General features: G+C 72.3%; 24 protein-coding genes. 8 read left to right on the top strand and 16 right to left on the bottom strand.

The genetic code is table 11. From position 1 onward, the window contains the following. From pheT to ACQEV1_RS24525, 4 genes are all read right to left on the bottom strand, one after another. Window positions 1-2,505: a phenylalanine--tRNA ligase subunit beta gene (gene pheT, locus ACQEV1_RS24540; protein ID WP_433396370.1), complete on the bottom strand. Its 2,505-nt coding sequence runs from the start codon at window positions 2,503-2,505 to the stop codon at window positions 1-3. After that, window positions 2,505-3,614, bottom strand: a complete 1,110-nt coding sequence (gene pheS, locus ACQEV1_RS24535; RefSeq protein WP_285581458.1) for a phenylalanine--tRNA ligase subunit alpha — start codon at window positions 3,612-3,614, stop codon at window positions 2,505-2,507. The genes pheT and pheS overlap by 1 nt, the downstream gene beginning before the upstream one ends. A 110-nt stretch (window positions 3,615-3,724) precedes the next feature. After that, on the bottom strand, window positions 3,725-4,801 hold the full coding sequence (locus tag ACQEV1_RS24530) for a sensor histidine kinase (protein ID WP_285618938.1): 1,077 nt from the start codon (window positions 4,799-4,801) through the stop codon (window positions 3,725-3,727). Window positions 4,802-5,063: 262 nt separating this feature from the next. Then, window positions 5,064-5,396 (bottom strand): STAS domain-containing protein, encoded by a 333-nt coding sequence (locus tag ACQEV1_RS24525; RefSeq protein WP_433396367.1) that lies wholly within the window; start codon window positions 5,394-5,396, stop codon window positions 5,064-5,066. 425 nt (window positions 5,397-5,821) lie between these two features. Here ACQEV1_RS24525 and ACQEV1_RS24520 point away from each other — a divergent pair, with 425 nt between their 5' ends. The 8 genes from ACQEV1_RS24520 (at window position 5,822) to ACQEV1_RS24485 (ending at window position 14,802) form a co-directional block, all read left to right on the top strand. Beyond that, entirely contained in the window at window positions 5,822-6,481 is a 660-nt protein-coding gene (locus ACQEV1_RS24520) for a GntR family transcriptional regulator (protein WP_433396365.1), read from the top strand. A 315-nt stretch (window positions 6,482-6,796) separates the two neighbouring features. Continuing rightward, window positions 6,797-8,407 (top strand): ABC transporter substrate-binding protein, encoded by a 1,611-nt coding sequence (locus ACQEV1_RS24515; RefSeq protein ID WP_433396363.1) that lies wholly within the window; start codon window positions 6,797-6,799, stop codon window positions 8,405-8,407. Window positions 8,408-8,409: 2 nt separating this feature from the next. Continuing rightward, window positions 8,410-9,369 carry an ABC transporter permease gene (locus tag ACQEV1_RS24510; RefSeq protein WP_285581451.1) on the top strand — a complete coding sequence of 320 codons (960 nt, stop codon included), beginning with the start codon at window positions 8,410-8,412 and terminating at the stop codon, window positions 9,367-9,369. After that, the gene (locus tag ACQEV1_RS24505; RefSeq protein ID WP_433396360.1) at window positions 9,362-10,249 is read left to right on the top strand and encodes an ABC transporter permease; all 888 of its coding nucleotides are present in this window, start codon (window positions 9,362-9,364) and stop codon (window positions 10,247-10,249) included. Before ACQEV1_RS24510 ends, ACQEV1_RS24505 begins: the two co-directional genes overlap by 8 nt. Then, window positions 10,246-11,265 (top strand): ABC transporter ATP-binding protein, encoded by a 1,020-nt coding sequence (locus ACQEV1_RS24500; RefSeq protein WP_433396358.1) that lies wholly within the window; start codon window positions 10,246-10,248, stop codon window positions 11,263-11,265. The genes ACQEV1_RS24505 and ACQEV1_RS24500 overlap by 4 nt, the downstream gene beginning before the upstream one ends. Continuing rightward, complete coding sequence (locus ACQEV1_RS24495) at window positions 11,262-12,257, top strand: ABC transporter ATP-binding protein (RefSeq protein ID WP_433396356.1); 996 nt, start codon at window positions 11,262-11,264, stop codon at window positions 12,255-12,257. The genes ACQEV1_RS24500 and ACQEV1_RS24495 overlap by 4 nt, the downstream gene beginning before the upstream one ends. A 40-nt stretch (window positions 12,258-12,297) precedes the next feature. Next, window positions 12,298-14,043 carry a gamma-glutamyltransferase family protein gene (locus tag ACQEV1_RS24490; protein ID WP_433405962.1) on the top strand — a complete coding sequence of 582 codons (1,746 nt, stop codon included), beginning with the start codon at window positions 12,298-12,300 and terminating at the stop codon, window positions 14,041-14,043. A 3-nt stretch (window positions 14,044-14,046) separates the two neighbouring features. Then, window positions 14,047-14,802, top strand: coding sequence for a sulfite exporter TauE/SafE family protein (locus tag ACQEV1_RS24485; RefSeq protein WP_433396354.1), 756 nt, complete (start codon window positions 14,047-14,049; stop codon window positions 14,800-14,802). A 35-nt stretch (window positions 14,803-14,837) separates the two neighbouring features. Here ACQEV1_RS24485 and ACQEV1_RS24480 read toward each other — a convergent pair whose 3' ends face one another. The 12 genes from ACQEV1_RS24480 to ACQEV1_RS24425 form a co-directional block, all read right to left on the bottom strand. Next, on the bottom strand, window positions 14,838-15,662 hold the full coding sequence (locus ACQEV1_RS24480; protein WP_433396352.1) for a TrmH family RNA methyltransferase: 825 nt from the start codon (window positions 15,660-15,662) through the stop codon (window positions 14,838-14,840). 23 nt (window positions 15,663-15,685) lie between these two features. Beyond that, window positions 15,686-16,060, bottom strand: coding sequence for a 50S ribosomal protein L20 (gene rplT, locus ACQEV1_RS24475; RefSeq protein WP_285618952.1), 375 nt, complete (start codon window positions 16,058-16,060; stop codon window positions 15,686-15,688). 116 nt (window positions 16,061-16,176) lie between these two features. Then, window positions 16,177-16,371 (bottom strand): 50S ribosomal protein L35, encoded by a 195-nt coding sequence (gene rpmI, locus ACQEV1_RS24470; RefSeq protein WP_285581439.1) that lies wholly within the window; start codon window positions 16,369-16,371, stop codon window positions 16,177-16,179. 151 nt (window positions 16,372-16,522) lie between these two features. Next, complete coding sequence (gene infC / locus ACQEV1_RS24465; RefSeq protein WP_285581477.1) at window positions 16,523-17,098, bottom strand: translation initiation factor IF-3; 576 nt, start codon at window positions 17,096-17,098, stop codon at window positions 16,523-16,525. 277 nt (window positions 17,099-17,375) lie between these two features. After that, window positions 17,376-18,221 carry a putative RNA methyltransferase gene (locus tag ACQEV1_RS24460; protein ID WP_433396350.1) on the bottom strand — a complete coding sequence of 282 codons (846 nt, stop codon included), beginning with the start codon at window positions 18,219-18,221 and terminating at the stop codon, window positions 17,376-17,378. A gap of 3 nt (window positions 18,222-18,224) precedes the next feature. Continuing rightward, window positions 18,225-19,031, bottom strand: coding sequence for a shikimate dehydrogenase (locus ACQEV1_RS24455; RefSeq protein WP_433396349.1), 807 nt, complete (start codon window positions 19,029-19,031; stop codon window positions 18,225-18,227). Next, a complete protein-coding gene (gene mltG, locus ACQEV1_RS24450; RefSeq protein WP_433396347.1) occupies window positions 19,028-20,203 on the bottom strand; it encodes an endolytic transglycosylase MltG in 1,176 nt (391 codons plus the stop codon). Before mltG ends, ACQEV1_RS24455 begins: the two co-directional genes overlap by 4 nt. Beyond that, the gene (ruvX, locus tag ACQEV1_RS24445) at window positions 20,200-20,658 is read right to left on the bottom strand and encodes a Holliday junction resolvase RuvX (RefSeq protein ID WP_285581433.1); all 459 of its coding nucleotides are present in this window, start codon (window positions 20,656-20,658) and stop codon (window positions 20,200-20,202) included. Before ruvX ends, mltG begins: the two co-directional genes overlap by 4 nt. A 303-nt stretch (window positions 20,659-20,961) precedes the next feature. Next, the gene (gene alaS / locus ACQEV1_RS24440; protein ID WP_433396344.1) at window positions 20,962-23,628 is read right to left on the bottom strand and encodes an alanine--tRNA ligase; all 2,667 of its coding nucleotides are present in this window, start codon (window positions 23,626-23,628) and stop codon (window positions 20,962-20,964) included. Between the two features lies 1 nt (window position 23,629). Further along, entirely contained in the window at window positions 23,630-23,872 is a 243-nt protein-coding gene (locus tag ACQEV1_RS24435) for a hypothetical protein (RefSeq protein ID WP_285581430.1), read from the bottom strand. Continuing rightward, entirely contained in the window at window positions 23,869-24,234 is a 366-nt protein-coding gene (locus ACQEV1_RS24430) for a DUF948 domain-containing protein (protein ID WP_285581428.1), read from the bottom strand. The genes ACQEV1_RS24435 and ACQEV1_RS24430 overlap by 4 nt, the downstream gene beginning before the upstream one ends. Before the next feature lie 239 nt (window positions 24,235-24,473). Beyond that, entirely contained in the window at window positions 24,474-25,487 is a 1,014-nt protein-coding gene (locus tag ACQEV1_RS24425) for a PLP-dependent cysteine synthase family protein (RefSeq protein ID WP_433396342.1), read from the bottom strand. Between the last annotated feature and the right edge of the window lie 35 nt (window positions 25,488-25,522).

Genomic DNA, 25,522 nt, shown 5'->3' with positions numbered 1-25,522 from the left:
TCAGCCGCCGCGCAGGACCGCGCCGACCCGGTCGGCGGCCTCGGCCACCGCCGCGTCGCGGGCGCCGGTCGTCTCCTCCACGGTCAGCGTGCGGTCGGCGGCGCGGAAGCGCAGCGTGTACGCGAGCGACTTGTTGCCCTCCCCCGCCTGCTCACCGGTGTACAGGTCGAACAGCCGGATGGACTCCAGCAGGTCGGCGGCGCCGTGCCGGTCGACCCCGGCGCGGAGCGCGGCCTCGACCTCGGCCGCGGGCACGCTCTCCGGCACGATGAGCGCGACGTCCTGCGTGGCCACCGGGTACGTCGTGATCGCCGGCGCGGGCACCACCCTGGCCGCCCACGGCTCGAGACGGGTCAGCTCGAGCTCGACCGCGCACGTACGGGGCGGCAGGTCGAAGGCCTTGATGACCCGCGGGTGCAGCTCGCCGGCGTGACCGATCAGGACGTCGCCGACCCGCAGAGCGGCGCAACGGCCGGGATGCCACGGCGCGTGCTGGTCCGCGGCGACCTCCAGCTCGACGCCGGCCTCCCCCGCGACGATCCGGGCGGCCTCGATGGCGTCCGCCCAGTTCGCCGGGCGGCCGGCGCCCCACCAGCCGGGCAGGTCGTGCTCGCCGGCCAGGACCGCGCCGACGCGTACGGGCTGGTCGGGCAGGGCGGCCTCGATCGCGGCGAGCTCCTCCGCCGTCGGCCCGCGGTCGACCGGGAGCCGGGGCGGCGGTGGCACGGCCTCGCCCGAGGACGTGAACTTCGGCCGGTACACCAGGCCGATCTCGAACAGGGCCACGTCGCCGAAGCCGCGCCCGACGTTGCGGGCCAGCGCGCGGAACAGCCCCGGCAGCAGGGTCGTGCGCAGCAGCGGCTCGTCGCCGGTGAGCGGGTTGGCCAGCCGCAGCGCACGCCGCCGTGGGTCGTCGGCGGGCAGCTGCAGCGCGTCACCGTCGCTCTCGGAGACGAACGGATAGGCGAGCACCTCGGCGTAGCCGGCCGCGGCCAGGGCGCGCCCCGCGCGCCGCCGCAGCCGCTGGCCGGGGGTGAGACCGCGTCCGGCCACCGAGCGCGGCGCGCGGGCCGGGATGTTCTCATACCCCTCGAGGCGGATGACCTCTTCCGCGAGGTCGTTCGGGTCGCGCAGGTCGGGCCGCCACGACGGCGGCGTGACCGTCAGCACGTCGTCGCCGGAGACCTCGCAGCCCACCTCGCGCAGACGGCGGACCACGGTGTCCCGTCCGTAGGCCATGCCGGCGACCTTGTCGGGGTGGTCGGCGCGGATCGTGATCGTCACCGGCTCGACCGGCGCCCGAAGGTTCGTCTCCCCCGGCAGGATCCGCGCGCCGCCGAGCTCGGCGAGCAGCCGCACGGCCGCGTCCGCCGCCTTGCGCTGGAGCTCGGGGTCGACGCCCCGCTCGAAGCGGTAGGAGGAGTCGCTGTGCAGCTTGTGCCGGCGCGCCGTACGGGCGATCGACTCCGCGGAGAAGTGCGCCGCCTCGATGACGATGTCGGTGGACTTCTCGTCCACCTCGGTGGTCAGGCCGCCCATGACGCCGGCGATGTTGACCGGACCGGACTCGTCGGTGATGAGGATGTCCTCGGGGTCCAGGGAACGCTCGACGTGGTCGAGGGTCTCCATCCGCTCGCCGCTCTCCGCGCGGCGCACGACGATCGGGCCCTGGAGCTTGCCGCGGTCCCAGGCGTGCAGCGGCTGGCCCAGCTCCAGCATCAGGTAGTTGGTGACGTCGACGGCCAGCGAGATCGAGCGCACGCCGCACTTCTGCAGGCGCCGCGTCATCCAGATCGGGCTCGCCGCCGCCGGGTCCAGGCCCTGGACCTCGCGCAGGACGTAGCGCGCGCACGCCGCCGGGTCCGCGACGGACGCCGGGTAGGAGTCCTCGGCCTGCTCCGGCGGCGGCTCGGCCGCCGGGTCGCGGAACGGCACGGAGAACGCCGTCGCCGTCTCGCGGGCGACCCCGCGGATCGAGGCGGTGTAGCCGCGGTCCGGGGTGATGGCGATGTCGAGCACGTCGTCGCGCATCTGGAGCAGCTCGACGGCGTCCTGGCCGGGCTCGGCGCCGTACGCCGGCGGCAGCACGAGGATTCCCTCGTGCCCGTCGCCCAGGCCGAGCTCGCGCTCGGAGCAGATCATGCCCTCCGACATCCGCCCGTACGTCTTGCGCGCGCCGATCTTGAAGCCGCCGGGCAGCTCGCCGCCCGGCAGGATGACGACGACCAGGTCGCCCTCGGCGAAGTTGGTCGCGCCGCAGACGATGCTCTGCGGCTCGGGGTTGCCGACGTCGACCTGGCAGTGGCGGATCGGCTTCTTGAATCCGGTCAGCTCCTCGATCGCCAGTACGCGGCCGACGACGATCGGGCCGGTGAGGTCGGCGCCGAGCTCGTCGATGGTCTCCACCTCGAGGCCGGCCGCGATCAGCTCGCGTGCGACGTCGCGGGCGGTGACCTCCGGAGGCAGCGCGACGTACTCCCGCAGCCACGAAATCGGGACGCGCATCAGATCTCCATTCCGAAGGCGCGGGTGAAGCGGACGTCACCCTCGACCATGTCGTGCATGTCCTCCACGCCGTGGCGGAACATCAGCGTGCGCTCCACGCCGAGCCCGAACGCCCAGCCGCTGTAGCGCTCCGGGTCGACACCGCAGGCGACCAGCACGCGCGGGTTGACCATGCCGCAGCCGCCGAGCTCGATCCAGCCCTCGGACCGGCAGGTGCGGCAGGGCTCACCGCCCGGCTCGGCCGACGCGCCGCGGCAGACGAAGCACTCCATGTCCACCTCGGCCGACGGCTCGGTGAAGGGGAAGTAGTAGGGGCGGAACCGGGTCCGCAGGCCCTCGCCGAACATGCCGGTGACGAACGCGCCGATGGCGCCGCGCAGGTCGGCCATCGTGATGCCCTCGTCGACGACGAGGCCCTCCATCTGGTGGAAGACCGGGCTGTGCGTCGCGTCGAGCTCGTCGGTGCGGAACGTCTTGCCGGCGCAGACGACGTACACCGGCAGCTCGCGGCCGAGCAGCGCGCGGATCTGCACCGGCGAGGTGTGCGTCCGCAGGACCAGGCCGGACTCCTCCGACTCGACGAAGAAGGTGTCCTGCATCTCCCGCGCCGGGTGCGCGGGCGGGAAGTTCAGCGCGTCGAAGTTGAACCACTCCGCCTCGACCTCGGGCCCCTCGACGATCTCGAAGCCCATGGAGACGAAGACGTCGGTCATGCGCTCGGCGATCGTGGTCAGCGGGTGCCGGGCGCCGCGCGTGGCGCGGTCCCACGGCAGGGTGACGTCGACGGCCTCCTCGACGAGGACCCGCTGGTCGCGTTCGTCCTCCAGCTCGGCCTGGCGGCGCTTGAGCGCCTCGGAGACGTCACGGCGCGCACCGCCGACGCGCTTGCCGGCGTCGGCCTTGGCGTGCGGCGGCAGGGCGCCGATCTCCCGGTTGGCGAGGGCGAGAGGCGAGCGGTCGCCGGCGTGGGCCAGGCGTACCTGCTTCAGCTCCTCCAGGCTCGAGGCGGCGTCGATCGCGGCGAGCGCGTCCGCGCGCACGCGGGCCACCTCGTCCGGATGCAGCGCGGTGACCTCGACCGGGTCGTAGGACTTGTTGGGTGCGGACATCGGTTCGAGCAACTCCAGCCAACGGCGATTCGAGTCATCTGGCAAAACGAGCGCGCCCCGGCCGCTCGTGGCGACTCGGGGGGAGCGTCAGGAAGCCCGCGCGGGCGCTCTCAGGCGAAGTCTGGAGCCCCGGCGGGCAGGCTAAATCGGAACTCGGCGCCTCCGCCGGGCGCGCGTCGTACGGTGATGCCGCCACCGTGCGCCTCGACGAGGCCCTTCACGATGTAGAGGCCGAGGCCGGTGCCACCGCGTGGCTGGCCGTGACCGCGCCAGAACTGCCGGAAGACGCGGGGCACGGCTTCGGGCGGGATACCCTCGCCCTCGTCGCGCACGGACACGACGGCTCCCTGCTTGCGTGAGTCCGGCTCCACCACAATGGTGACAGTACCAGCACCGTGCCTGAGGGCGTTCTCCACGAGGTTGCCGAGGATCTGGTCGATCTTGTCGGGGTCGAGCCACATCTCGGGCAGCTCGCCGAGCACCTCGACCTTGAAGCGCGAGGCCGGCTCCCCCGCCACCACGCGCCCCTTGACCACCTTGTGCACCTCTTCGATCACGTCGACGACCTGGCGGCGCATCTCCAGCCGGCCGGCCTCGATGCGGGACACGTCGAGCAGCTCGGTGATCAGCCGGGTCACCCGGTCGGCGTCGGCGTTGACCGTCTCGAGCATGACGCGCTTCTGGTCGTCGTTGAACCGGTGCCACTTGGCCAGCAGCGTCGCGGTGAAGCCCTTGACGCTGGTCAGCGGCGAGCGCAGCTCGTGGGCGACCGTCGAGACGAGGTCGGCGCGGTTGCGCTCCTGGCGGGCGCGCTGGACGGCGTCGCGGAAGGCCACGGTGAACGCGGTGACGCTGCCGTCCCCGGCGCGGGTGTAGGACGCGGTGACGAGCAGCTCGGGGCCGTCGGCCAGGTGCAGCGGGCGCTCGGGGTGCCGGGTGCGCGTGGACAGGCCGGCGTACGGGTCGAGGCAGCGCCACCAGTCGCGGCCGTCGGCGTCGAACAGCGGCAGCACCTCGGCGAAGTCACGGCCGAGCGCGTCAGCCCGCCCGATGCCGGTCAGGCGTTCGGCCGCGCGGTTGAACACGACCACGCGGCGCTCGGCGTCGGCCACGAGCAGCCCGTCGGGCAGCGTGTCCGGGCAGAGTCCGGCGGCGGAATCGCTCGGGTGGGGGCCCGATCCGCCCACGACCGCCTCCACCTCCCAGTGTCCATGATGGCGCGAACGGCATGACTCTAATGCGCACGAGGAAACACCGCCACGCAAGCGCGTTAATGACAGGTCCCCAGCGTGTGTCGATCCCGTCCGCGGTGTCCGGTCTCGACGGCGGACGGTATCGCGCCCGGCGCGCTAACGCACACCGCACCCGGCCGCGCGTTCGTACGGAAGCGGACGTGAAATGCACGTCGAAGGCCGGAAAACGGCAGCACGACCCGATTTCAGCGGTCGATCAGGTGGTGAGGGCGTCGTCGACGTCGTCGTACGGGCGGAAGAGCTGGTCGAGCCGGGTGATCCGCAGGATGCGGCGCTGCGCCGGGCGCACGCCGGTCAGACGGAGGGAGCCGCCGTCGCGCGCGAGGCGGTTGTTGACGCCCACGAGGGCGCCGAGGCCCGCGGCGTCGCAGAAGCGCACGCCGGTGAAGTCGGCCACGATGTGGGTGCGGCCCTCGTCGGCCAGGGCGAGCAGGATGACGCGCAGCTCGCCCGAGGTGTGCACGTCGATCTCGCCGACGATCTCCACCACGGCCAACGCGTCGTCGCGGCGCACGACCCGGGCGGTCATGTCCCGCCGCGTGCCTCCGGGGCACCGCCGCACGGCCCCGCGTGCGCCACGCGCCCCTGCGGTGGCCACCTCGCAGCCCGCCGACCTGCGGCGGCGCGGCGTCGGAATGCCACTCACGTTCGTGTTCACGGTTTCGCCCCGTTCATCGAATGACCCATAGACACCATAGGCAACTCATAGGACGCACGGATCCCACCATAGGTTGGTTCAGTCTCCTCCCTGCGATGGAGCTCACCATCGATCATGTCTTGTTTTACCGAAATGCGCGAATCATGAGCATTACTGCCAGTTTAGGGAGTAGATGATATTCGGGCGGCCCACTCCAGGGGCATGATCAGCGGATTCGCCGGGGATGTGCCCTGGGGACCCACGGACCCGATGCGGCCGGGGCACGGCGCCCCCGCGTGACTTAGGGTTGGTCGCCGATGGCCGACAACACCCTGGGCTCCACCCACCGCCCACTCCGCGACGTGGTGACGGCGGAGCTGCGCCGTCTGATCCTCCAGGGCGAGCTCATGCCCGGCGAACGGCTGGTCGAGGACCGGCTGGCCGCGCGGCTCGGCGTCTCACGCAACCCGGTGCGGGAGGCGATCCGGGTGCTCGCCGCGGAAGGGTTCGTCGAGGTGACGCCGCGCCGAGGCGCCGCCGTGGCACGGCTGTCTCCGGACGAGGCCGAGGAGCTCTTCGACGTGCGCGTGGCCCTGGAGGGTCTCAGCGCGCGCCTGTCGGCCCGCAAGGTGACGCCCGAGACCGCCGACCGGCTCCGCGCCGTCCTGGACTCCGCGCGCCTGGCCGTGGACGAGGGCCGGCTCGGAGACGTCGCCGACCTCAACACCGCCTTCCACGCCGCCGTGGCCGATCTGGCCGGCAACGCGTACCTGAGCCTGGTGGTGGGCCCGTTGCTCCGGCGCGCCCAGTGGCTCTTCCAGCAGACCGCCAAGCACCGCGCACCGCACTCCTGGACCGAGCACCTCAGCCTCTACGAGGCCATCGCCGCGGGCGACGAGCGCGCCGCCGAGGCCCGGGCCATCGCCCACGTCGAGGCGGCCCGGCGCTCCTATCTGGCAGCCCTGTCCGAGGACTGACGCCCCGGCGCATGCCGTGCGGCGGCCGCGACGCACGGCCCACGGAGACCGCCGGACCGCACTCGCCGACGTCCGCCACCGGCCCAACGGTGACGTTCGGGCGACCCACGAGCCACCTCAGGCGGTTTGCCCCAGCTTGGTAACGAACCGCGGTTTTTTGGCGGACGAAACCCACCGGAAACAGGATTTTGTATACGGTCATGCGATCGACCAGGCCTCAATGCGGGCGTGGTCCCGTCCGAAACCGGTCTCGAGTCCCCCACCCGACGTCTCCTGTCCCGTCCCGACCCCCCATCGGAGAAGGAGCGACCGTCCATGCATCTCCCTCGTCGGCTCGTCGTCACGCTCGCGACGCTGCCACTCGCCCTCGCCGCCGCGTGTTCCGGCGGCGGCGGCACCGCCAAACCGTCCGTCTCCGCCGCCACCGCGGACAACCGAGCAGTGAAGAACGGCGGCACCCTCACGATGGCGCTGTCGGCGGACCCGGACGCGCTGGACCCCAGCACCTCGGTCACCCTGCTGGGCCGCGAGGTGTTCACCTCGATCTGCGAGAAGCTGTACGACATCGACGCGAACGCCCAGATCGTCCCGCAGCTCGCGTCCGCCCTTCCCGACGTCTCCGGGAACGGCAGGACGGTGACCGTCAAGCTCCGCAGCGGAGTGAAGTTCAACGACGGCACCGCCTTCGACGCGGCGGCCGTGAAGAAGTCGCTCGACCGCCACCGCACCTGGAAGAAGTCGGCCCGCACCGCCGACCTCGCCGCGGTGAAGAAGGTGGACGTGGTGGACCCCGGCACCGTACGGCTCACGCTGTCACGCCCGTACTCACCGCTGGCCGCCCAGCTCGCCGACCGGGCCGGAATGATCATGTCGCCCAAGGCCCTCGACACCGAGGGCGACGACTTCGGCGCGCACCCGGTCTGCGTCGGCCCGTTCAAGTTCGCGAGCCGGACCTCGGGCAACCAGATCGTCGTCGACCGGTCCCCGGACTACTACGACGCGGCGAAGGTCAAGCTCGACCGCGTCGTCTACAAGATCATCGTTGATCCGAACGTCCGGGCCGCCAACCTCAAGTCCGGCGACGTGCAGGCCGCCGAGGAGCTCGCCAACACCACCGTCGCGGGCGTGCAGGCCGACCCGAACCTGCGGGTCGTGTCCGGAGGCGGCCTGGGCTACTACGGCGTCCAGATCAACGTCGGCAACGCCCACGGCTCCACCGAGAAGCCCGGCCCGATCAACACGCCGCTGGGCAAGAGCCCGGAGCTGCGCCAGGCCTTCGAGCTGTCTCTGGACCGCGCCGCGATCAACAAGACGGTCTACAACGGGCTCAACCAGCCCGACTGCAGCCCGCTGCCGCTGAACAGCTCCTTCCGTGACAAGAGCCTGACCTGTTCCAACCGGGACATCGCGCAGGCCAAACAGCTCGTCGCCAAGTCGGGGTTCAAGCCGCCGATCCCGGTCAAGCTCCAGGTTCCCAACGACGCCACCAACGAGCGGCTCGGCCAGGTCATCCAGCAGATGACCAAGGAGGCCGGCTTCAACGTCTCCGTGCAGCCGATCGACTTCGCGACCGGGCTGGAGCAGGGCGCGGCCGGCAAGTTCGACGCCATGCAGGTCGGGTGGTCCGGGCGCATCGATCCCGACGGCGACCTGACCGGCCAGATCACCACCGGCGGGCAGAACAACTACGCGGGCATGTCGGACCACGGCATCGACGACCCGATCCAGCAGGCCGCGGCCACACAGGACGCCGCCCAGCGCACCCGGCTGTACTCCCAGGCGATCCAGCGGCAGGCCCAGGTGCGCGGAATGATCTACCTGTACCACCAGCTCTACTACCTGGGCATGCGCAAGGACGTCGCCGGCATCCGGTACTACGCCGACGGCCTGCCGCGCCTCGGCACCGCCGGGTTCGCCGCGCGGTAGCCATGGCCCTGTTCATTCTGCGACGGCTCGGCGCCGCCGTGATCGTGCTGTTCCTGGGCAGCGTCCTGGTCTTCCTGGGCGTGCGGGCGCTGCCCGGGGACCCGGCACGCGTGCTCGCCGGGCAGGAGGCCTCGCCGGAGGCCATCGCCGCGATCCGGCACGACTACGGGCTCGACCGGCCGCTGCCCGTGCAGTACGCGCAGTGGGTCGGGAAGGCTCTCACCGGCGACTTCGGCCGGTCCACCCAGGACCGGCTGCCGGTCGCCCACATCCTCACCCAGCGGCTGCCCGTCACCATCGAGCTGTCCGTGCTCGCGATGATCGTCGCCATCGGGATCGGCGTCACCGCCGGCGTCGTGGCGGCGACCCGCCGCGGCCGGTTCGCCGACCACGTCGCGACCGGCTTCGGTCTGGTCGGGCTGTCGGTCCCGCACTTCTGGCTGGGCATCCTCGGCATCCTGCTGTTCTCCGTACGGCTGCACTGGCTGCCCGCCTCCGGCTACGTGCCCTTCACCGGCGATCCGGGCGGCAACCTGGAGCGCATGCTGCTGCCCGCGCTGGTGCTCGGCACCGGCTTCGCGGCGGTCCTGATGCGACAGACGCGGTCGGCGATGCTCGAGTCGCTGTCGGCCGACTACGTCCGCACCGCGCGCGCCAAGGGCCTGCCGGAGCGCTCGGTGGTGGGCGTGCACGCGCTGCGCAACAGCCTGACGACGGTGGTGACCGTCCTCGGTCTCCAGCTCGGTGCTCTGATCAGCGGCGCGGTGGTGACCGAGCAGATCTTCGTCATCCCCGGCTTCGGCAAGCTGACCGTCGACGCCGTGGTGACCCGGAACTACCCGGTCATCCAGGCGGTGGTGCTCGTCACGGTGGCGGGCTACATCGCCGTCAACCTGCTGGTCGACCTCGCGTACGGCGTGCTGAACCCGCGGGTGCGGCTGACGGGGGTGGCCGATGGCTGACCAGACGCTCTCCACCCCCCTGCCGGCCCTCGCCGGCGCGACGCCCGGACGCGCACGGCAGGTCTGGCGGCGGTTCCGGCGCCGGCCCGCCGCGGTGGCCGGGCTGGTGCTCGTCGCCGGGTTCCTGGCTCTGGCGGTCATCGGGCCGCTCGTCACCGCCGACCCGGCGGCGCAGGACTACAGCGCGCCGCTGGCCCCGCCCTCGGGCGGGCATCTGCTGGGCACCGACGACCTCGGCCGTGACCTGCTCGCCCGCATCGCGTACGGCGCGCGGGTCTCGCTGGAGGCCGGCGTGCTGTCCGTGCTGCTGGCGATGGTGGTCGGCGTCCCGATCGGACTCGTGGCCGGCTACTACCGCCGGTTCCTCGACCCGGTCGTGATGCGCCTGGTCGACGTCGTGCTCGCCTTCCCGTTCCTGATCTTCGCGGTGGGCATGGCGGCGATCCTCGGGCCGTCGTTGCGCAACGTCATCATCGCGCTCGGCGTCTCCCAGCTCCCGGGGATCATCCGCGTGACGCGCGGCGAGGTGCTCACGCTGCGCGAGCTGGACTACGTGGCGGCGGCGGTCGCCGACGGCGCCGGCGACGGGCGGATCATGTTCCGGTACGTCCTGCCCGGCGCGACCAGCACGCTGATCGTGCAGGCCACGGTCGGCATCCCGACGGCGATCATCGGCGAGGCGACGCTGTCCTTCCTCGGTCTCGGCGTGCAGCCGCCGACGCCGTCGTGGGGCGTGGTGCTCACCGACGCCCAGCAGTTCCTCGACCAGGCGCCCTGGCTGGCGATCTGGCCCGGCGTGATGATCGCGCTGTCCACGCTCGGGTTCAACCTGCTCGGCGACGGTCTGCGCGACGCCCTGGACCCACGGAGCGTCCGATGAGTGAACGTCTGATGAGCGAACACAGCCTGCTGGAGATCACCGGCCTTCGGGTCGGCTTCGACACCGAGGAGGGCCGGGTCCAGGCCGTACGCGACGTCTCGCTGCGGCTCGAACGCGGCGAGATCCTCGCGCTGTGCGGGGAGTCCGGGTGCGGCAAGTCGGTGACCGCGATGTCGATCCCGCGCCTGCTGCCCCCGGAGACCACCCGGCTGTCCGGCTCGATCCGGCTCGACGGCCGGGAGCTGACCGACCTGCCCGAGAGCGCGCTGCGCGCGATCCGCGGCAAGGACGTCTCCATGGTGTTCCAGGAGCCGATGACCTCGCTGAACCCCTCGTTCACGGTCGGGTTCCAGATCGCCGAGGTGCTGCGCAGGCACGAGGGGATGTCCCGTACGGCGGCGCGCTCCCGCGCGGTGGAGCTGCTCGAACTGGTGGGGATCCCGGCGCCCGCACGCCGGGTCAGGGAGTACCCCCACCAGCTCTCCGGCGGCATGCGGCAGCGGGTGATGATCGCCATCGCGGTGGCGTGCTCACCCCGGGTGCTGATCGCCGACGAGCCGACGACCGCCCTCGACGTGACCATCCAGGCGGGCGTGCTCGACGTCTTCCGCGACCTGCGCGACCGGCTCGGCACCGCGATCATCCTGATCACCCACGACCTGGGCGTCGTGGCCGACGTCGCCGACCGGGCCGTCGTCATGTACGCGGGACGGGCCGTGGAGGAGGCATCGGTGACCGACTTGTACGCCCGGCCGCGCCATCCGTACACGGCGGGGCTCATGAGGGCACTGCCCTCGGCGGCGGTCACCGGCGAGGACGGCCGGCGGCGGCTCACCGAGATCCCCGGCCTGGTGCCCCCGCCGTTCGAGGACCCGGACGAGTGCGCGTTCCATCCGCGCTGTCCCCGCGCCCGGGAGGACTGCACGGCGACGCGGCCCGCGCTGGAGGCCTTCGGCACGGAGCACCGGGCGGCGTGCTTCCATCCTTTGTCCACGGCCGCGGGAGGTGACGCGTGAACGCGCCCGTACTCGAAGTGAAGGACCTCGTGAAGCACTACCCCGTCCGGCGGGGCGGCCGGTCCGTGCGCGCGGTCGACGGGGTGTCGCTGTCGGTCGGGCCGGGCGAGGTGCTGGGCCTCGTCGGCGAGTCCGGCAGCGGCAAGTCCACGATCGGCCGGTGCGTGCTGCGGCTGACCGAACCCACCGCCGGTTCGGTGTCTCTCGGCGGCCGCGACGTCACTCACCTGTCGCGGCGGGCGCTGCGGCCGCTCCGGCGCGACGTGCACATGGTGTTCCAGGACCCCTACTCCTCGCTCAACCCGCGGTTCACCGTCGGGCAGATCGTGGCGGAGCCACTGCGGAGGCACGGTGTGGCCCGCGGCGCCGAGGCCGAGACGCGCGTCCGCGAGATGCTCGAACGCGTCGGGCTGAGCGCGGACATGCGCACCCGTCGCCCGCACGAGCTGTCCGGCGGACAGCGCCAGCGGGTCGGTCTCGCCCGCGCGCTGGTCCTGGAGCCCAAACTCGTCGTCGCCGACGAGCCGGTGTCGGCGCTGGACGTGTCGGTGCAGGCCTCGGTGCTCAACCTGGTCGCCGACCTGCAGCGCGACATGGGCTTCTCGTGCCTGTTCATCACGCACGACCTGTCGGTGGTGGAGTTCCTCGCCGACCGGATCGCGGTCATGTACCTCGGGCGGATCGTGGAGACCGGGCCGACGGAGAAGATCTTCGCCGAGCCGCAGCACCCCTACACGCAGGCGCTGCTGTCCGCCGCGCCCGAGCCCGACCCGGTGCGGCAACGCGAACGCAGACGGGTGGTGCTCGGCGGCGAGGTGCCCAGCCCGCTCGACCCGCCGACGGGATGCCGTTTCCACACCCGATGCCCCATCGCCGTCGACACTTGCCGTACGGACGAACCGCGGCTGACCGGTGTCCGGGAGGCGGACCGGCCCGTCGCCTGCCACCTCGTGACGCCCTCCGCGGTGCCCGACCTCACTGAAGGGAACTAGCGTGTTCACAACCCGCCCCGAGCTGACCGGCGACTTCGGCATGGTGGCGAGCACCCACTGGCTCGCCTCCGCCGCCGGGATGAGCGTGCTCGAACGCGGCGGCAACGCCTTCGACGCGGCCGTCACCGCCGGTTTCGTGCTCCAGGTCGTCGAGCCGCATCTCAACGGGCCGGGCGGCGACCTGCCGCTCCTGGTGTGGAGCGCGGCCGACGAGCGGGCGACCGCGATCTGCGGCCAGGGCACCGCCCCGGCCGCGGCCACCATCGAGCACTACACCGGTCTCGGCCTGGGCCTGGTGCCCGGCACCGGGCTGCTGGCCGCGACCGTGCCCGGGGCGTTCGGCGCCTGGCTGCTGATGCTGGAGCGCTGGGGCACCTGGGCGGTGGAGGACGTGCTGGAGCCGGCCATCTCCTACGCCGAGAACGGCTTCCCGGCGCTGGAGCGGATCTCGACCACGATCGGCGCCGTCGAGCGGATGTTCGCCGAGGACTGGCCGACCTCCGCCGAGGTCTGGATGCCGGACGGGCGGGTGCCGGCGCCCGGGTCGCGGCTGCGCAATCCCGCGCTGGCGGCGACCTACCGCCGGATCGCGGCGGCCTCGCGCGCCGCCTCGGGCACCCGCGAGACGCGGATCGCCGCCGCGCGCGACGCCTGGTACCGCGGCTTCGTCGCCGAGGCGATCGCGCGGTTCTGCGCCGAGACGGCCTGGCGCGACACCTCCGGGCGCCGGCACGCCGGCCTGCTGACCGGCGACGACCTGGACGGCTGGCAGGCCACCGCCGAAGAGCCGCTCGGGTACGACTACCACGGGTACCGCGTCCTGAAGACCGGCCCGTGGGGACAGGGTCCGGTCTTCCTCCAGCAGCTCGCGCTGCTGGAGGGCTTCGACCTGGACGCGGCGGGCCACCTGTCGGCGGACTACGTCCACACCGTGACCGAGGTCGCCAAGCTCGCCTTCGCCGACCGGGAGGCCTGGTACGGCGATCCCGCGCACACCAAGGTGCCGATGGAGGCGCTCCTGCTCCCCGGCTACAACGACGAGCGGCGCGGCCTGGTCGGCGCGGAGGCGAGCTTCGAGCTGCGGCCCGGCGCTCCGCAGGGACGCGAGCCCGTGCTTCCCGCGACCGCCCCCGGCCCGGACGCCCCGATCGGCGACGGCGTGGGCGAGCCGACCGTACGCGGCGACGGGCGGGTGGACGGCGACACCTGTCATCTCGACGTCGCCGACCGGTACGGCAACCTGGTGTCGGCGACCCCGAGCGGCGGCTGGCTGCAGAGCTCGCCGGTCATCCCCGAGCTGGGATTCTGCCTGGGCACACGCGCGCAGATGTTCTGGCTGGAGCCGGGTCTGCCCGCCTCGCTGCGGCCCCGCAGCAGGCCCCGTACGACTCTGTCGCCGTCGCTGGCGCTGCGCGACGGCCGGCCGTGGATGGCGTTCGGAACGCCGGGCGGTGACCAGCAGGACCAGTGGAGCCTGAACTTCTTCCTGTCCGTCGTGCACGGCGGCCTGAACCTCCAGGAGGCGATCGACGCGCCGATGTTCCACTCGGTGCACTTCCCCAGCTCGTTCTATCCGCGCGGCGCACGGCCGGGCGGCCTGGTGATCGAGGAGCGGCTCGACCCGGAGGTCGTGGCGGAGCTGCGGCGCCGCGGCCACGACGTCGACGTTCAGGGGCCGTGGACGCTCGGCCGGCTGAGCGCGGTGACCCGCGACTCCGGCGAGCCCGGTTTCCTGCGCGCGGCGGCCAACCCGCGGGGCGCCCAGGGCTACGCGGTCGGACGGTGACGGATGAATCTGGCGGAGACCGGACTGCTGGCCGCGGCCGGCGTGGCGGCGGGAGTCGTCAACGCCGTCGCCGGCGGCGGATCCCTGATCTCCTTTCCCGCCCTCCTCGCGGTGGGCTACCCGGCGGTGTCGGCGAACGTGACCAACACGGTGGCGCTGTGGCCGGGGTACATCGGGGGCGCGCTGGGCTACCGGGCGGAGCTGTCCGGGCAGCGGCGGCGGGCGATCGCGTTCAGCTTGACGAGCGTCATCGGGGCGGTGGTCGGCTGTCTGCTGCTCCTGGTCACCCCGGAGGGCGTCTTCCACTCACTGACGCCGGTCCTGATCGCGATGGCGAGCCTGCTGCTGGCGGTCCAGCCGTGGCTGAAGAGGCGGCTGAGCGCCTCGGAGCGGCTGAGCCGGCGGCACCATCGCACGCTCCTGCACGCCGGCCTGCTGCTCGGGGGGATCTACGGCGCCTACTTCGGCGCCGGCCTGGGCGTCATGCTGCTGGGCATCCTCGGCGTGTTCGTCCACGATCACCTGCAACGGGTCAACGCCGTGCGCTCGGTCCTGTCCCTGGTGATCAACACGGTGGCGTTCGCGGCGTTCGCGCTCTTCGGCCCGGTGCGGTGGTACGCCGTGGCGGTGATGGCCGTGGCGAGCCTCACCGGCGGGTTCGCGGGCGCGCGCGTGGCGCGGCGGCTGTCGCCGGAGATCCTGCGCGGGGTGATCGTGACGTTCGGCCTGGGCGTGGCCCTGGCCCTCGGGCTGCGCTGAGCCGTCCTGAGCTTGGAACGGTCCCTGCGCCGCCGTCAGGGGGTCCGGGAGGCCCGCTGGGCGCGCGCCGAGGTGTAGAGACAGACCGCGGCGGCGGTCGCCAGGTTGAGGCTCTCCGCGCCGCCGTAGATGGGCACCCGGACCACCTCGTCGACGGCGTTCAGGATCTCCTCCGGCAGTCCCCAGGCCTCATTGCCGAACACCCACGCGGTGGGCCCGTCGAGCGTGCCCGCGTCCAGGGCGGTGTCGAGCGAGGCATCCCCCGCGCCGTCGGCGGCGACCACGGTCAGGCCCGCGCCCTTCAGCGCCGGGATCAGGGCGTCGAACCGCGGGCCGGTGACGACCGGCAGGTGGAACAGGCTGCCGGCGGAGGCGCGGACGCACTTGCCGTTGTAGGGGTCCACCGAGGCGTCGGTGAAGATCACCGAGTCGGACCCCGCCGCGTCCGCGGTCCGCAGGACCGTGCCGGCGTTGCCCGGGTCGCGGACGTGTGCCAGCACCGTCACCAGGCGCGGCGCGGGTGACAGTGCCTTGTCCAGCGCGACGTCGACGAACTCGCAGACCGCCAGCAGGCCCTGCGGGGTGACGGTCTGGGCCAGCTCGGCCATGACCTCGCCGCTCACCCGGAAGATCGGCACGCCGGCCTTCTCCGCCTGGGCGATCAGGTCCTGGTGGCGGTTCTCGGCCTCGGCGGTGGCGAACAGCTCGGCCAGCACGCCGTTCAACGCCAGCGCCTCACGGACGGCCTGCGGGCCCTCGGCGAGGAACCGGTGCTCACGGCGCCGGAACGCGCGTTTGGCGAGCCGGCGAGCCGCCTTCACCCTCGGTGATCGGGTGGAACTCAGCTCCCGGCCCGCCATCTGCGCGGATGTCCTGATGCGGATCAGGCCGCGGCGGTGCCGGCGGGCAGCGCCTTCTTGGCGGTCTCGACGAGCACCGCGAACGCGGGGGCGTCGTTGACCGCGAGCTCGGCGAGCATCCGGCGGTCGACCTCGACGCCGGCCTCACGCAGGCCCTGGATGAATCGGTTGTAGGTCATCCCGTTGGCGCGGGCCGCCGCGTTGATCCGCTGGATCCACAGCCGACGGAACTGACCCTTGCGGTCCTTCCGGTCACGGAAGGCGTACGTCATCGAGTGGAGCTGCTGCTCCTTGGCCTTGCGGTACAGCCTGGACCGCTGGCCGCGATAGCCACTCGCCCGCTCCAGGACGACCCGGCGCTTCTTGGCGGCGTTGACCGCCCGCTTCACGCGTGCCACGTTTCGAACTCCCTCGTGGGGGCCGGTGCCTCGTGGGCGCCGGCCGGTCGTAGGACTTACGGGACCACCGGTGCCGTACGGGCACCGGGAGCCCGGCGATCATTTCGGTGCCGGGCTTACTTGCCGAGCAGCTTCTTGATCTTCGTCTCGTCGTTCTTGGACAGGACCACGGGCCCGTCGAGCCGGCGCGTGCGCTTGGTCGGCTTGTGCTCGAGCAGGTGGTTACGGTTGGCGCGGCGGCGCATGATCTTGCCGGAGCCGGTGACCTTGAATCGCTTCTTGGCCCCACTGTGCGTCTTCATCTTCGGCATGGTCGCCGACGTCTCCCTAGTCCGAGCGCCTCGGCACGGACGCGCGGCGTCCCCGAGGGGGACACCGGGCGCCGGACAAGGCGCGATGTGCATGCTTCATCGCGAGACGACCCCGCTACGTGAGCAGGGTCGTGGGCGGGACTGCCCCGGATCAGGCCGGGGCCTCGTCCTCCACCTGCCGACGCGCGCGACTGCCGGTCGCGGCGCGCTGTGTTTCGGCCTTGGCCTCGCTCTTCTTTCGGTGCGGCCCGAGCACCATGATCATGTTGCGGCCGTCCTGCTTGGGCCTGGACTCGACGAAGCCGAGTTCTTCGACGTCCTCCGCCAGCCGCTGCAGCAGCCGGAACCCGAGCTCCGGGCGGGACTGCTCGCGGCCACGGAACATGATCGTGACCTTGACCTTGTCACCTGCCTTGAGGAACCGCTCGACATGGCCCTTCTTGGTGCCGTAGTCGTGCGGGTCGATCTTCGGCCGGAGTTTGATCTCCTTGATGACGGTGTGCGCCTGGTTACGTCGCGCATCGCGGGCCTTCATCGCGGACTCGTACTTGAACTTTCCGTAGTCCATGAGCTTGGCCACGGGCGGTCGCGCGGTCGGGGCGACCTCCACCAGGTCGAGATCGGACTCCCGGGCAAGGTCAAGAGCCTTGGCGATGGGAACGATGCCGACCTGTTCGCCGTTCGGACCGACGAGCCGGACCTCAGGCACGCGAATGCGCTCGTTGATACGCGGTTCGGCGCTGATGGGACCTCCTTGGGGTACTTCGCTGTCTCTGACCGGCCATACCCCGGGCCCTTCATGCGAAAAGCCCCGCATGACTCGCACTGCGGGGCCACTACCGGACACCTCGGCGGCCGAAGCCGACGAGGAGGGCACACGTCAAGTGTGCCTGACCGGGACCCATCGGCCTTCCGCTCCGCGAGGAGCGCGGCCGATCAGGTGGGAGTGACCTCCGCTTGCGCGCCCGACGCCTGCGCGCCGGGCCAGTCAACGCTTAAAGATATCAGCTTTTGGGCGCCACGTCGAAAACGCGCACCTCGAACGCCGCGGTCACCGCGATCGGCTCGTCGAGCGCCTCGACGCGCTTCCGTACGGCCTCCGGGTCGGCGTGCCAGGCGCTGGGGCCCATCGCCACGAGCGCGGCGACCTCGGAACGCGTCAGCCGCATCGAAAGCTCCAGCGGCCACGTGCCGGCCGGGCGGAACCGCCCGCCGAGCGTGTCCGCGACCCGTTCGGCCTTGCGCGGGTCGACGGTGAGCAGGTCGAGCGGGCCGATCAGCTCCTCCAGGTGACGCGCGGCCGGGGTGACGACGATGAGCACCCCGTCCGGCCGGAGCACCCGGTGGAACTCCGCGGCGTTGCGCGGAGCGAAGACGTCCAGCAACACCCCCACCGTACCGGTGCGCACGGGGAGCGGGCGCCAGACGTCCCAGGTCAGGGCGCCGATGCGCGGATGAGCGCGCGCGGCGCGCCGCAGCGCGTGCTTGGACAGGTCCAGCGCGAGGCCCGGCCGTTCCGGCAGCCGGTCGAGCACGGCCCGCAGGTAGTGGCCGGTGCCCGCCCCGGCGTCCAGGACGCAGCCGTCGGCCGGGGCGCGCTCCGCGGCCCGCTCGGCGATCAGCCCGGCGAGCGGCGCGTAGTGGCCGCCGTCGAGGAACTCCGCGCGGGCGGCGACCATGGCCGCCGTGTCGGCGGTTCCGGTGCGGACGTTGCCGGTCAGCAGCCCCGCGTACCCTTGCCGGGCGATGTCGAAGGCGTGCCCGGCCGCGCAGCGCAGTGCCCGCGGGTCGAGCGTCAGACCGGCGCCGCATACGGGGCAGCGCAGGAAGGGGACGACGTCGGTGAGCATCCGCTACGCGCTGGAGCGGCGGGCGATCTCGGCCAGGCCCGCGGCGCGCATCGCCTCGACCGGCACGTCCGTGACCCCGGTCATCAGCGCGACCTGGCGTACCGCCTGGTGCAGGAGCATGGTGAAGCCATCGGCGGTCACGCCTCCCGCCTCGCGCACGGCCTGGGCCGCCCGGGTCGGCCACGGCGCGTAGACCACGTCGAACAGCGCACCGGCGGACCGGGCGATCGTCTCGGCGTACGGGTCGGCGGCTCCCGCGGGCAGCGTGGAGATCACCAGGTCGGCGTCGGGCAGCGGCTCGGCGAACGTCCGTACGCTCACGCCGACGCCGAGCCGGGACGCGGCGGCCACCGCCTCGCCCGCCCGGGTGGGGTCGCGGGCGACCAGCACGGCCTTGTGCACGCCCAGTTCGCGCAGGGCGGCGAGGGCCGAGCCGGCGGTCGCACCGGCGCCGAGCACCACCGCCGAGCCCGGACCGGGCACCCCGGCCTCGGCCAGCGCCGTCACGATGCCGTACACGTCGGTGTTGAAACCCCGCCGCCGGCCCGCCTCGAACACCACGGTGTTCGCGCCGCCGACCGCGCGGGCGAGGTCGGACACCTCGTCCAGGAGCGGCAGGACGGCGCGCTTCAGCGGCATGGTCAGCGACAGGCCGGCCCACGGCCCGCCGAGCACCTCGGGCAGGCCGTCCTCACGACACTCGATCGCCTCATAGGTCCAGCCGAGGCCGAGCGCGGCGTACGCGGTACGGTGCAGCGCCGGTGACAGCGAGTGCGCGATCGGCGAACCGAGGACGGCGGCGCGGGTCATCCGTGACTCAGATTCTGCTGGAGCTCCTGGCGGAACCGGCCGAACTCCGCATAGTTGTCGGTGAACTTGGTGATGTGATGTGCCGGGTCGGTCGTCACGAAGTACATCCACGGGCCCTTCGCGGGTTTGAGCACGGCCCGCATGGCCTCCTCGCCGGGGTTGCAGATCGCACCGGGCGGCAGGCCGGCACGCGCGTAGGTGTTGTACGGGCTGGTCGACTTCAGGTCGTTGCCGCTGGCGACGATGCCGTACTTGCCCAGGCCGTACATGACCGTGCTGTCGAGCTGGAGCTTGTGCATCCACGGCTGCGAGCTGGTGAGGCGGTTCTCGATCACCCGGGCGACCTTCGGCATGTCCTCGGCCGTGCCGCTCTCGGCCTGCACCAGGCTCGCGGCCACCACGACGTCGTGCGGCGACATGTGGACGCGCTTGGCCTCGCTCTCCAGGTCGAGGTCGTCGGCGGCCTTCTTGAACTGGTCCACCATCGCGCGCAGCACCTGAGTGGCGGTGGCCTTCGGCGGCGGATCGTATGTAAAGGGGTAGAGGTAGCCCTCGATCTGCCCGTGGGCGTACGACGGGAGGCCGAGCGCCTTGGTGTTCTGGGCGGCGCGCTGGAAGTTCTTGAGCGGGATGTTGGTGCGCTTGGCCAGAGTGGCCAGCACCTCAGCGGCGCGCTTGCCCTCGGGGAAGGTCACCCGTCCGGTCCGCGACGCGGGGCTGAGCAGCAGCGCGAGGGCCGATTGGGCGGACATGTGGAGTTTCAGCCGGTAGTAGCCCGGCTGGATGCTCGTGGCCTTGGGGTCGTCCTTGGCGATCTTGTAGAAGGCGCTGCTGGACTTGACGACCGCGGCCTGCTCCAGGCGGTCGCCCATCTGCTTCACGGAGTCGCCGTCCTGGATCTGGACGGTGACCGAGCCGGTGCCCCCGCCCTTGTAGTCCGGCGGGTTCAGGAAGCCGCTCAGCGTCGTGAAGCCGACGTATCCGCCGCCGCCCACGACCACGGCGAGGAAGAGGATCGCCACGATGGGCGCGAGTCTGCGGCCACGGCGGGTCTTCTTGCGGCGGCGGCCGCGATGGCCGCCACGGCCGCCCCTGTGCCCGCCCGGTTCGGCACGGGCCGAACGCTGGCGTTCGGCGAGTTGCCGGAGAAAGTCAAGGTCAGCGTCGCTCATGTGTCCCCCCGGACAATCTCCCCAGGTGGACGGCCCGTCAAGCGTTCGGCGTCAAGTGCGGCCTGCAAGAGCACGGCCGCGGCGGTCTGGTCGACGACCTTGCGGCGCGCCTGCCCGTGCACGCCGCGCTCGCGCAGGCCGCTCTCGGCGGTGACCGTCGTGAGCCGCTCGTCGAACAGGCGTACGGACCCCGGAGGCAGGCGCCGGGCGATGCGGGCGGCGAACCGCCGTGCCTCCCCCGCGGCCGGGCCCTCGCGGCCCGACAGCGAGGTCGGCAGGCCGACGATCACCTCGACGGCCTCGTTCTCGGCGGCGAGGGCGACGATGCGGTCGATGTCGCCCTTGCCGTTGCGTACGGTCTCCAGGGGGGAGGCGAGGATGCCGCCCGGATCGCTCCGGGCGACGCCGATGCGGACGCTTCCCGCGTCGACTCCGAGCCGGACACCGCGTCTCACACGCGGCTCCTGCCCCGGGTCGTTCACGGAGTCTCCTCCGTCGGCCCCGCGAACCGGTCTCGGTGCCGGCCGCTCCGCTCAGTCACGAGCCCTCCTTGGTCGGAGGACAGACCAGACGCCCGTGCCTATCGGTTCGCTCGCTCCGCTCAGTCACGAGCCCTCCTTCGTCGGAGGAGAGACCAGACGCCCGTGCCTATCGGTTCGCTCGCTCCGCTCAGTCACGAGCCCTCCTTCGTCGGAGGAGAGACCAGACGCCCGTGCTAGCCCGGCCGAGGTGCCTATCGGTTCGCTCGCTCCGCTCGCTCACGCGCTCCCCACAGCTCGGCGGACGGCGGCCAGAGCCTCCCCGATCGCCTCGGGGTTGACTCCTCCGCCCTGGGCGAGGTCGTCCTTGCCGCCGCCCCCGCCGCCGAGGGCCTTGGCGGCGACGCCGACCAGGGCTCCGGCGCGCAGGCCGCGGGCGCGGCCCTCGTCGCTGACCGCCACGACCACGACCGGGCGGTCCTTGGGCACACCGGCCACGACCACGACGCTCGGCCGGCCGGTGAGACGGCCGCGCACGTCCACGGCGAGTCGCCGCAGGTCGTCCGCGCCGACGCCGCCGGGCGCCCGGTGGGAGACGAAGGCGACCCCGCCGACGTCCTGGGCGCCGCCGGCGAGCTCACCGGCGATCTCCAGGACCTGGCGCGAGCGGATCCGCTCGAGTTCCTTCTCCGCCTCGCGAAGCCGCGTGACGAGCCCGGAGACGCGCTCGGGCAGGTCCTCACGGCGGGTCTTGAGCTGCTCGGCGAGCTGGGCGACCAGGACGTTCTCGCGCGCCAGGAACTTGAACGCGTCCATGCCGACGAGCGCCTCGACGCGGCGTACGCCCGCGCCGATCGACTGCTCGCCCAGGACCTTGATCAGGCCGAGCTGGCCCGAGCGGGCGACGTGGGTGCCGCCGCACAGTTCGCGGGAGTAGTCGCCGATCTCCACGACGCGGACCTCGGAGCCGTACTTCTCCCCGAACAGGGCCAGCGCGCCCATCTTGCGGGCCTCGTCGATGGAGTGCACCGAGGCGTGCACGCCCAGGTCGTCGATGAGGGTGGCGTTGACCTCCGCCTCGACGTCGCGCAGGACGCTCGGCGGGACGGCCCCGGCGGCGGTGAAGTCGAACCGGAACCGGCCCGGGGCGTTCTCCGAACCGGCCTGCGCCGCCGACTCGCCGAGCGCGTTGCGGAAGCCGCGGTGCACCATGTGGGTCGCGGTGTGCGAGCGGGAGATCGCCCGGCGCCGCTCCACGTCGATCTGGGCGAACGCGGTGTCGCCGGCCTGGGCCTCGCCGCGGCGCACCCGGCCGCGGTGCACGATGAGGCCGGCCAGCGGCGTCTGGACGTCGAGGATCTCGATCTCGGCGCCGCCGGAGAGCCTGATGGTGCCCTGGTCGGCGAGCTGGCCGCCGCCCTCGGCGTAGAACGGGGTGCGGTCGAGCACGACCTCGACCTCGCTGCCCTCCCCAGCCGACGGGACGTTCGCCCCGCCCACGAGCAGCCCGACGACGCGGGCCTCCGCCTCGACCGAGTCGTAGCCGGTGAAGGTGATCGTTCCGGCGCGTTCGAGCATCTCGCCGAGGACGGACACGTCGAGGTTGCCGGTCTTCTTCGCCGCGGCGTCCGCCTTGGCGCGCTGGCGCTGCTCGTCCATCAGCCGGCGGAACTCCGACTCGTCGACGGACAGGCCCTGCTCGGCCGCCATCTCCAGGGTCAGGTCGATGGGGAAGCCGTAGGTGTCGTGGAGCGTGAACGCCTGGGCCCCGGACACGACCGTGTCCTTGCGGCGCTTGGCCTCCTCGACCGAGGCGTCGAAGATCGCCGTGCCGGTGCGGAGGGTGGCGAGGAAGGACTGCTCCTCCGCGTCGATCACCGTGTGGATGTGCGCGGCGTCGGCCCGCAGGCCGGGGAAGGTCTCGCCCATCCCCTCGATCGCCGCGTCGGTGAGTTCGTGCAGGTAGCGCTCGTCCCCCGCGCCGAGCAGACGGAGGTGGCGGATGCTGCGGCGCAGGATCCGGCGCAGGACGTAGCCGCGCCCCTCGTTGGACGGGACGATGCCGTCGCCCACCATCATCGTGCCGCTGCGCATGTGGTCGGCGACGACCCGCAGGGAGACGTCGTTACGAGCGTCACGGCCGTACTTGGTCTTGGTCAGGTCGGCGGCCAAGTCGAGGATCCGCCACATGGTGTCGACCTCGTAGATGTTGTCGACGCCCTGGAGGATCGCCGCCATGCGCTCCAGGCCCATGCCGGTGTCGATGTTCTTGGCGGGCAGCTCGCCCTGCACGTCGAAGTCGACCTTGCTGCGGACCGTGCTGAGCTGGTGCTGCATGAAGACGAGGTTCCAGACCTCCAGGTAGCGGTCCTCGTCAGCGACCGGACCACCCTCCTTGCCGTACTCCGGGCCGCGGTCGTAGTAGATCTCCGAGCAAGGCCCACCGGGGCCCGGCACACCCATGTTCCAGTAGTTGTCCGCGAGGCCCCGCCGCTGGATGCGGTCTTCGGGCAGGCCGACCTTGTCCCGCCAGATCCGGAACGCCTCGTCGTCGTCGTGGTAGACGGTCGCCCAGAGCCGGCCCTCGGGAAAGCCGAAGCCGCCGTCGGCCTCGGAGGAGGTGAGCAGCTCCCAGGCGAAGGGGATCGCCAGCTCCTTGAAGTAGTCCCCGAAGGAGAAGTTCCCGAGCATCTGGAAGAACGTGGCGTGCCGGGTGGTCTTGCCGACCTCGTCGATGTCGGGCGTCCGGATGCACTTCTGCACGCTCGTGGCCCGTGGGCCGGGCGGTTTACGCTGCCCCAGGAAGTAGGGCTTGAAGGGCACCATGCCCGCGTTGACCAGCAGCAGGGTGGGGTCCTCGGCGATCAGGCTGGCCGAGGGCACCACTTTGTGCCCGCGCTCCTCGAAGAAGCGGAGGAAACGGCGGGCGATCTCTGCCGACTCCATCTCAGTGGTGGTCCTTGTCTGTCTCGGTTGGCGCGTCGAGCCCGAGCGCGTCACGCAACTCGTCCTCGCGTGCGTGCATGGCGGTGCGAACGTTGTCGGTGAAGTCGCGTACGGTCTGGCCGACTCCGGAGGCCTGGTGAACGAGGGCCTGGGGTGTCATGGCACGGATGAGGCGCTTGAGCCGGAAGGCGGCCCAGGCACCCAGGCTGCCCCCCAGGAAAAGCCAGAACAGCCGGCGGATCATCGCTTGCCGTCCTGGTTGCGCGCACCGATGGCCTTACGGACACCATAGGAGAAGGCGGCCGCTTTCACGAGCGGACCGCCGACCACCGAGGTGACCGTGGTCGTGACCGCCGCGGCGTTCTGCGTGACGCTGCCGACGTTCTTGGTTATCAGGTCGACCCGGTCCAGCTGCTCGCCTGCCCGCGTGACCGTGCTGGTCATGTCGTCCAGCAACGGCCCGGCCTGCTCGCCGAGTTCGGCGACCATCTTGGTCGCCTCCTTGAGCAGTCTGGCCAGCCTCAGCAGGACGAAGGCGAGGAAGGCAACGAGAATCGCCCAGAAAACGGCCACGATCAGGCCGGCGACCTGTCCGCCACTCAGCATCGGCTCCCTCTCCTTCTGTCGTCGGAGAACCTGGTCGGACAGACCATACCGTCCCCCTCACCTCGGCGGAGGCCACGCGAACCGACGTGTCCGCCCGCATGGCGCCCGGAAGCGCCGTTCCGGCAGCGGGAGCGCGGCCGATCACCGGCCCGCGCCCGGCGCGGCGCGGCGCGTTCCGATCATGCCGGAGCCGAGGTCAGGGCGTACCGCGGCCCCTGTCACGCGGCACGGCGCGGGCGTCAGGCCGGCACGTCGAGCTCGCCGGTGGCGATGAACCGCTCGATGGCGGCGGCGTAGGCGGACCCGTCGAGCTCGGGCGGCCGCCCGGCGTCCCCCTGGATCACCACGACCTCGCCGCGGCGGCCCTCGGCGCGCATCTCGGCGATCAGCCGCCAGGCGGCCCACAGGCAGGTGCCGGTCGAGCCGCCGGCGGCGATTCCCGCGTGTTCGCGCAGCCAGGCCAGCGCGCCGGCGCCCGCGGCGTCCGGGACGGGAAGCACCAGGTCGACCGCGGACGGCAGGAAGCCGGGCTCCATGCGCGGCCGGCCGATGCCCTCGACGCGGGACGGCATGCCGGTCGCGTAGTCATCCGCGCCGCTCGCCCAGCCGGGAAAGTACGCGGAGTTCTCCGGGTCGGCGACCGCGAGCCTCGTGTCGTGGCCGTGATGGCGCAGGAAGCGGCCGATCGTCGCGGACGTCGCACCGGTGCCCGCGCCGGTCACGATCCATCGCGGCGGACGGCCGAGATCGGCGAGGATCTCGGCCGCGATGTTGTCGCCACGCCAGTCGATCACCTGTGCGGCGACGGCGAAGTGGTCGAGGTGGAAGCCGCCGACGCTCGCGGCCAGCCGCCGCGCCTCGTCGTAGATCGCGGCCGGCGGGTCGTGCGGGTGGACGCGCCCGCCCGCGGCCTCGACCGCACCGATCCGGTCCTCGCGCGTCCGGCGCGGCACGACCGCGACGAAGTCCAGGCCGAGCATCCGGGCGAAGTGGGCCCCGGCCACGGCGGCGGGCCCCGCGGTGGCCACCACCACGGTGGTGCCCTCGGTGATCTGCCCGGCCGCCAGCGCGTGGACGTACGCCGCCGCCAGCAGCCGGTGCTTGACGCTGCCGGTCGGCTGGGCGGACTCGTCCTTCAGCGACAGGCCGATGCCCCACTCCGGAGGCGTCGGCACGGTCCGCAGCGGCGTCGCGGCCACGTCGCGTTCGATCCGGGCGATGCCGGCGGCCGCCCACTCCCGTGTCGATCCCACGGGCGGCAGCGTAGCGGCGTCTCCCGGCCCCGCGG

This window comes from Actinoallomurus sp. CA-142502 (assembly GCF_050936355.1).
Classification (GTDB): Bacteria; Actinomycetota; Actinomycetes; order Streptosporangiales; family Streptosporangiaceae; genus Actinoallomurus; species Actinoallomurus iriomotensis.
This window is presented reverse-complemented; position numbering and strand designations above follow the sequence as displayed.

Bases quoted from the DNA above. Each gene is read 5' to 3' on its own strand.
- mltG (WP_433396347.1), bottom strand. From the start codon at position 20,203: ATGAGCGACGCTGACCTTGACTTTCTCCGGCAACTCGCCGAACGCCAG.
- pheT (WP_433396370.1), bottom strand. From the start codon at position 2,505: ATGCGCGTCCCGATTTCGTGGCTGCGGGAGTACGTCGCGCTGCCTCCG.
- pheS (WP_285581458.1), bottom strand. From the start codon at position 3,614: ATGTCCGCACCCAACAAGTCCTACGACCCGGTCGAGGTCACCGCGCTG.
- ACQEV1_RS24505 (WP_433396360.1), top strand. From the start codon at position 9,362: ATGGCTGACCAGACGCTCTCCACCCCCCTGCCGGCCCTCGCCGGCGCG.
- ACQEV1_RS24430 (WP_285581428.1), bottom strand. From the start codon at position 24,234: ATGCTGAGTGGCGGACAGGTCGCCGGCCTGATCGTGGCCGTTTTCTGG.
- ACQEV1_RS24480 (WP_433396352.1), bottom strand. From the start codon at position 15,662: ATGGCGGGCCGGGAGCTGAGTTCCACCCGATCACCGAGGGTGAAGGCG.
- ACQEV1_RS24520 (WP_433396365.1), top strand. From the start codon at position 5,822: ATGGCCGACAACACCCTGGGCTCCACCCACCGCCCACTCCGCGACGTG.
- ACQEV1_RS24525 (WP_433396367.1), bottom strand. From the start codon at position 5,396: ATGACCGCCCGGGTCGTGCGCCGCGACGACGCGTTGGCCGTGGTGGAG.
- ACQEV1_RS24455 (WP_433396349.1), bottom strand. From the start codon at position 19,031: ATGACCCGCGCCGCCGTCCTCGGTTCGCCGATCGCGCACTCGCTGTCA.
- ACQEV1_RS24460 (WP_433396350.1), bottom strand. From the start codon at position 18,221: ATGCTCACCGACGTCGTCCCCTTCCTGCGCTGCCCCGTATGCGGCGCC.
- alaS (WP_433396344.1), bottom strand. From the start codon at position 23,628: ATGGAGTCGGCAGAGATCGCCCGCCGTTTCCTCCGCTTCTTCGAGGAG.
- ACQEV1_RS24500 (WP_433396358.1), top strand. From the start codon at position 10,246: ATGAGTGAACGTCTGATGAGCGAACACAGCCTGCTGGAGATCACCGGC.
- ACQEV1_RS24510 (WP_285581451.1), top strand. From the start codon at position 8,410: ATGGCCCTGTTCATTCTGCGACGGCTCGGCGCCGCCGTGATCGTGCTG.
- ACQEV1_RS24435 (WP_285581430.1), bottom strand. From the start codon at position 23,872: ATGATCCGCCGGCTGTTCTGGCTTTTCCTGGGGGGCAGCCTGGGTGCC.
- ACQEV1_RS24485 (WP_433396354.1), top strand. From the start codon at position 14,047: ATGAATCTGGCGGAGACCGGACTGCTGGCCGCGGCCGGCGTGGCGGCG.
- ACQEV1_RS24515 (WP_433396363.1), top strand. From the start codon at position 6,797: ATGCATCTCCCTCGTCGGCTCGTCGTCACGCTCGCGACGCTGCCACTC.
- rpmI (WP_285581439.1), bottom strand. From the start codon at position 16,371: ATGCCGAAGATGAAGACGCACAGTGGGGCCAAGAAGCGATTCAAGGTC.
- ACQEV1_RS24490 (WP_433405962.1), top strand. From the start codon at position 12,298: ATGGTGGCGAGCACCCACTGGCTCGCCTCCGCCGCCGGGATGAGCGTG.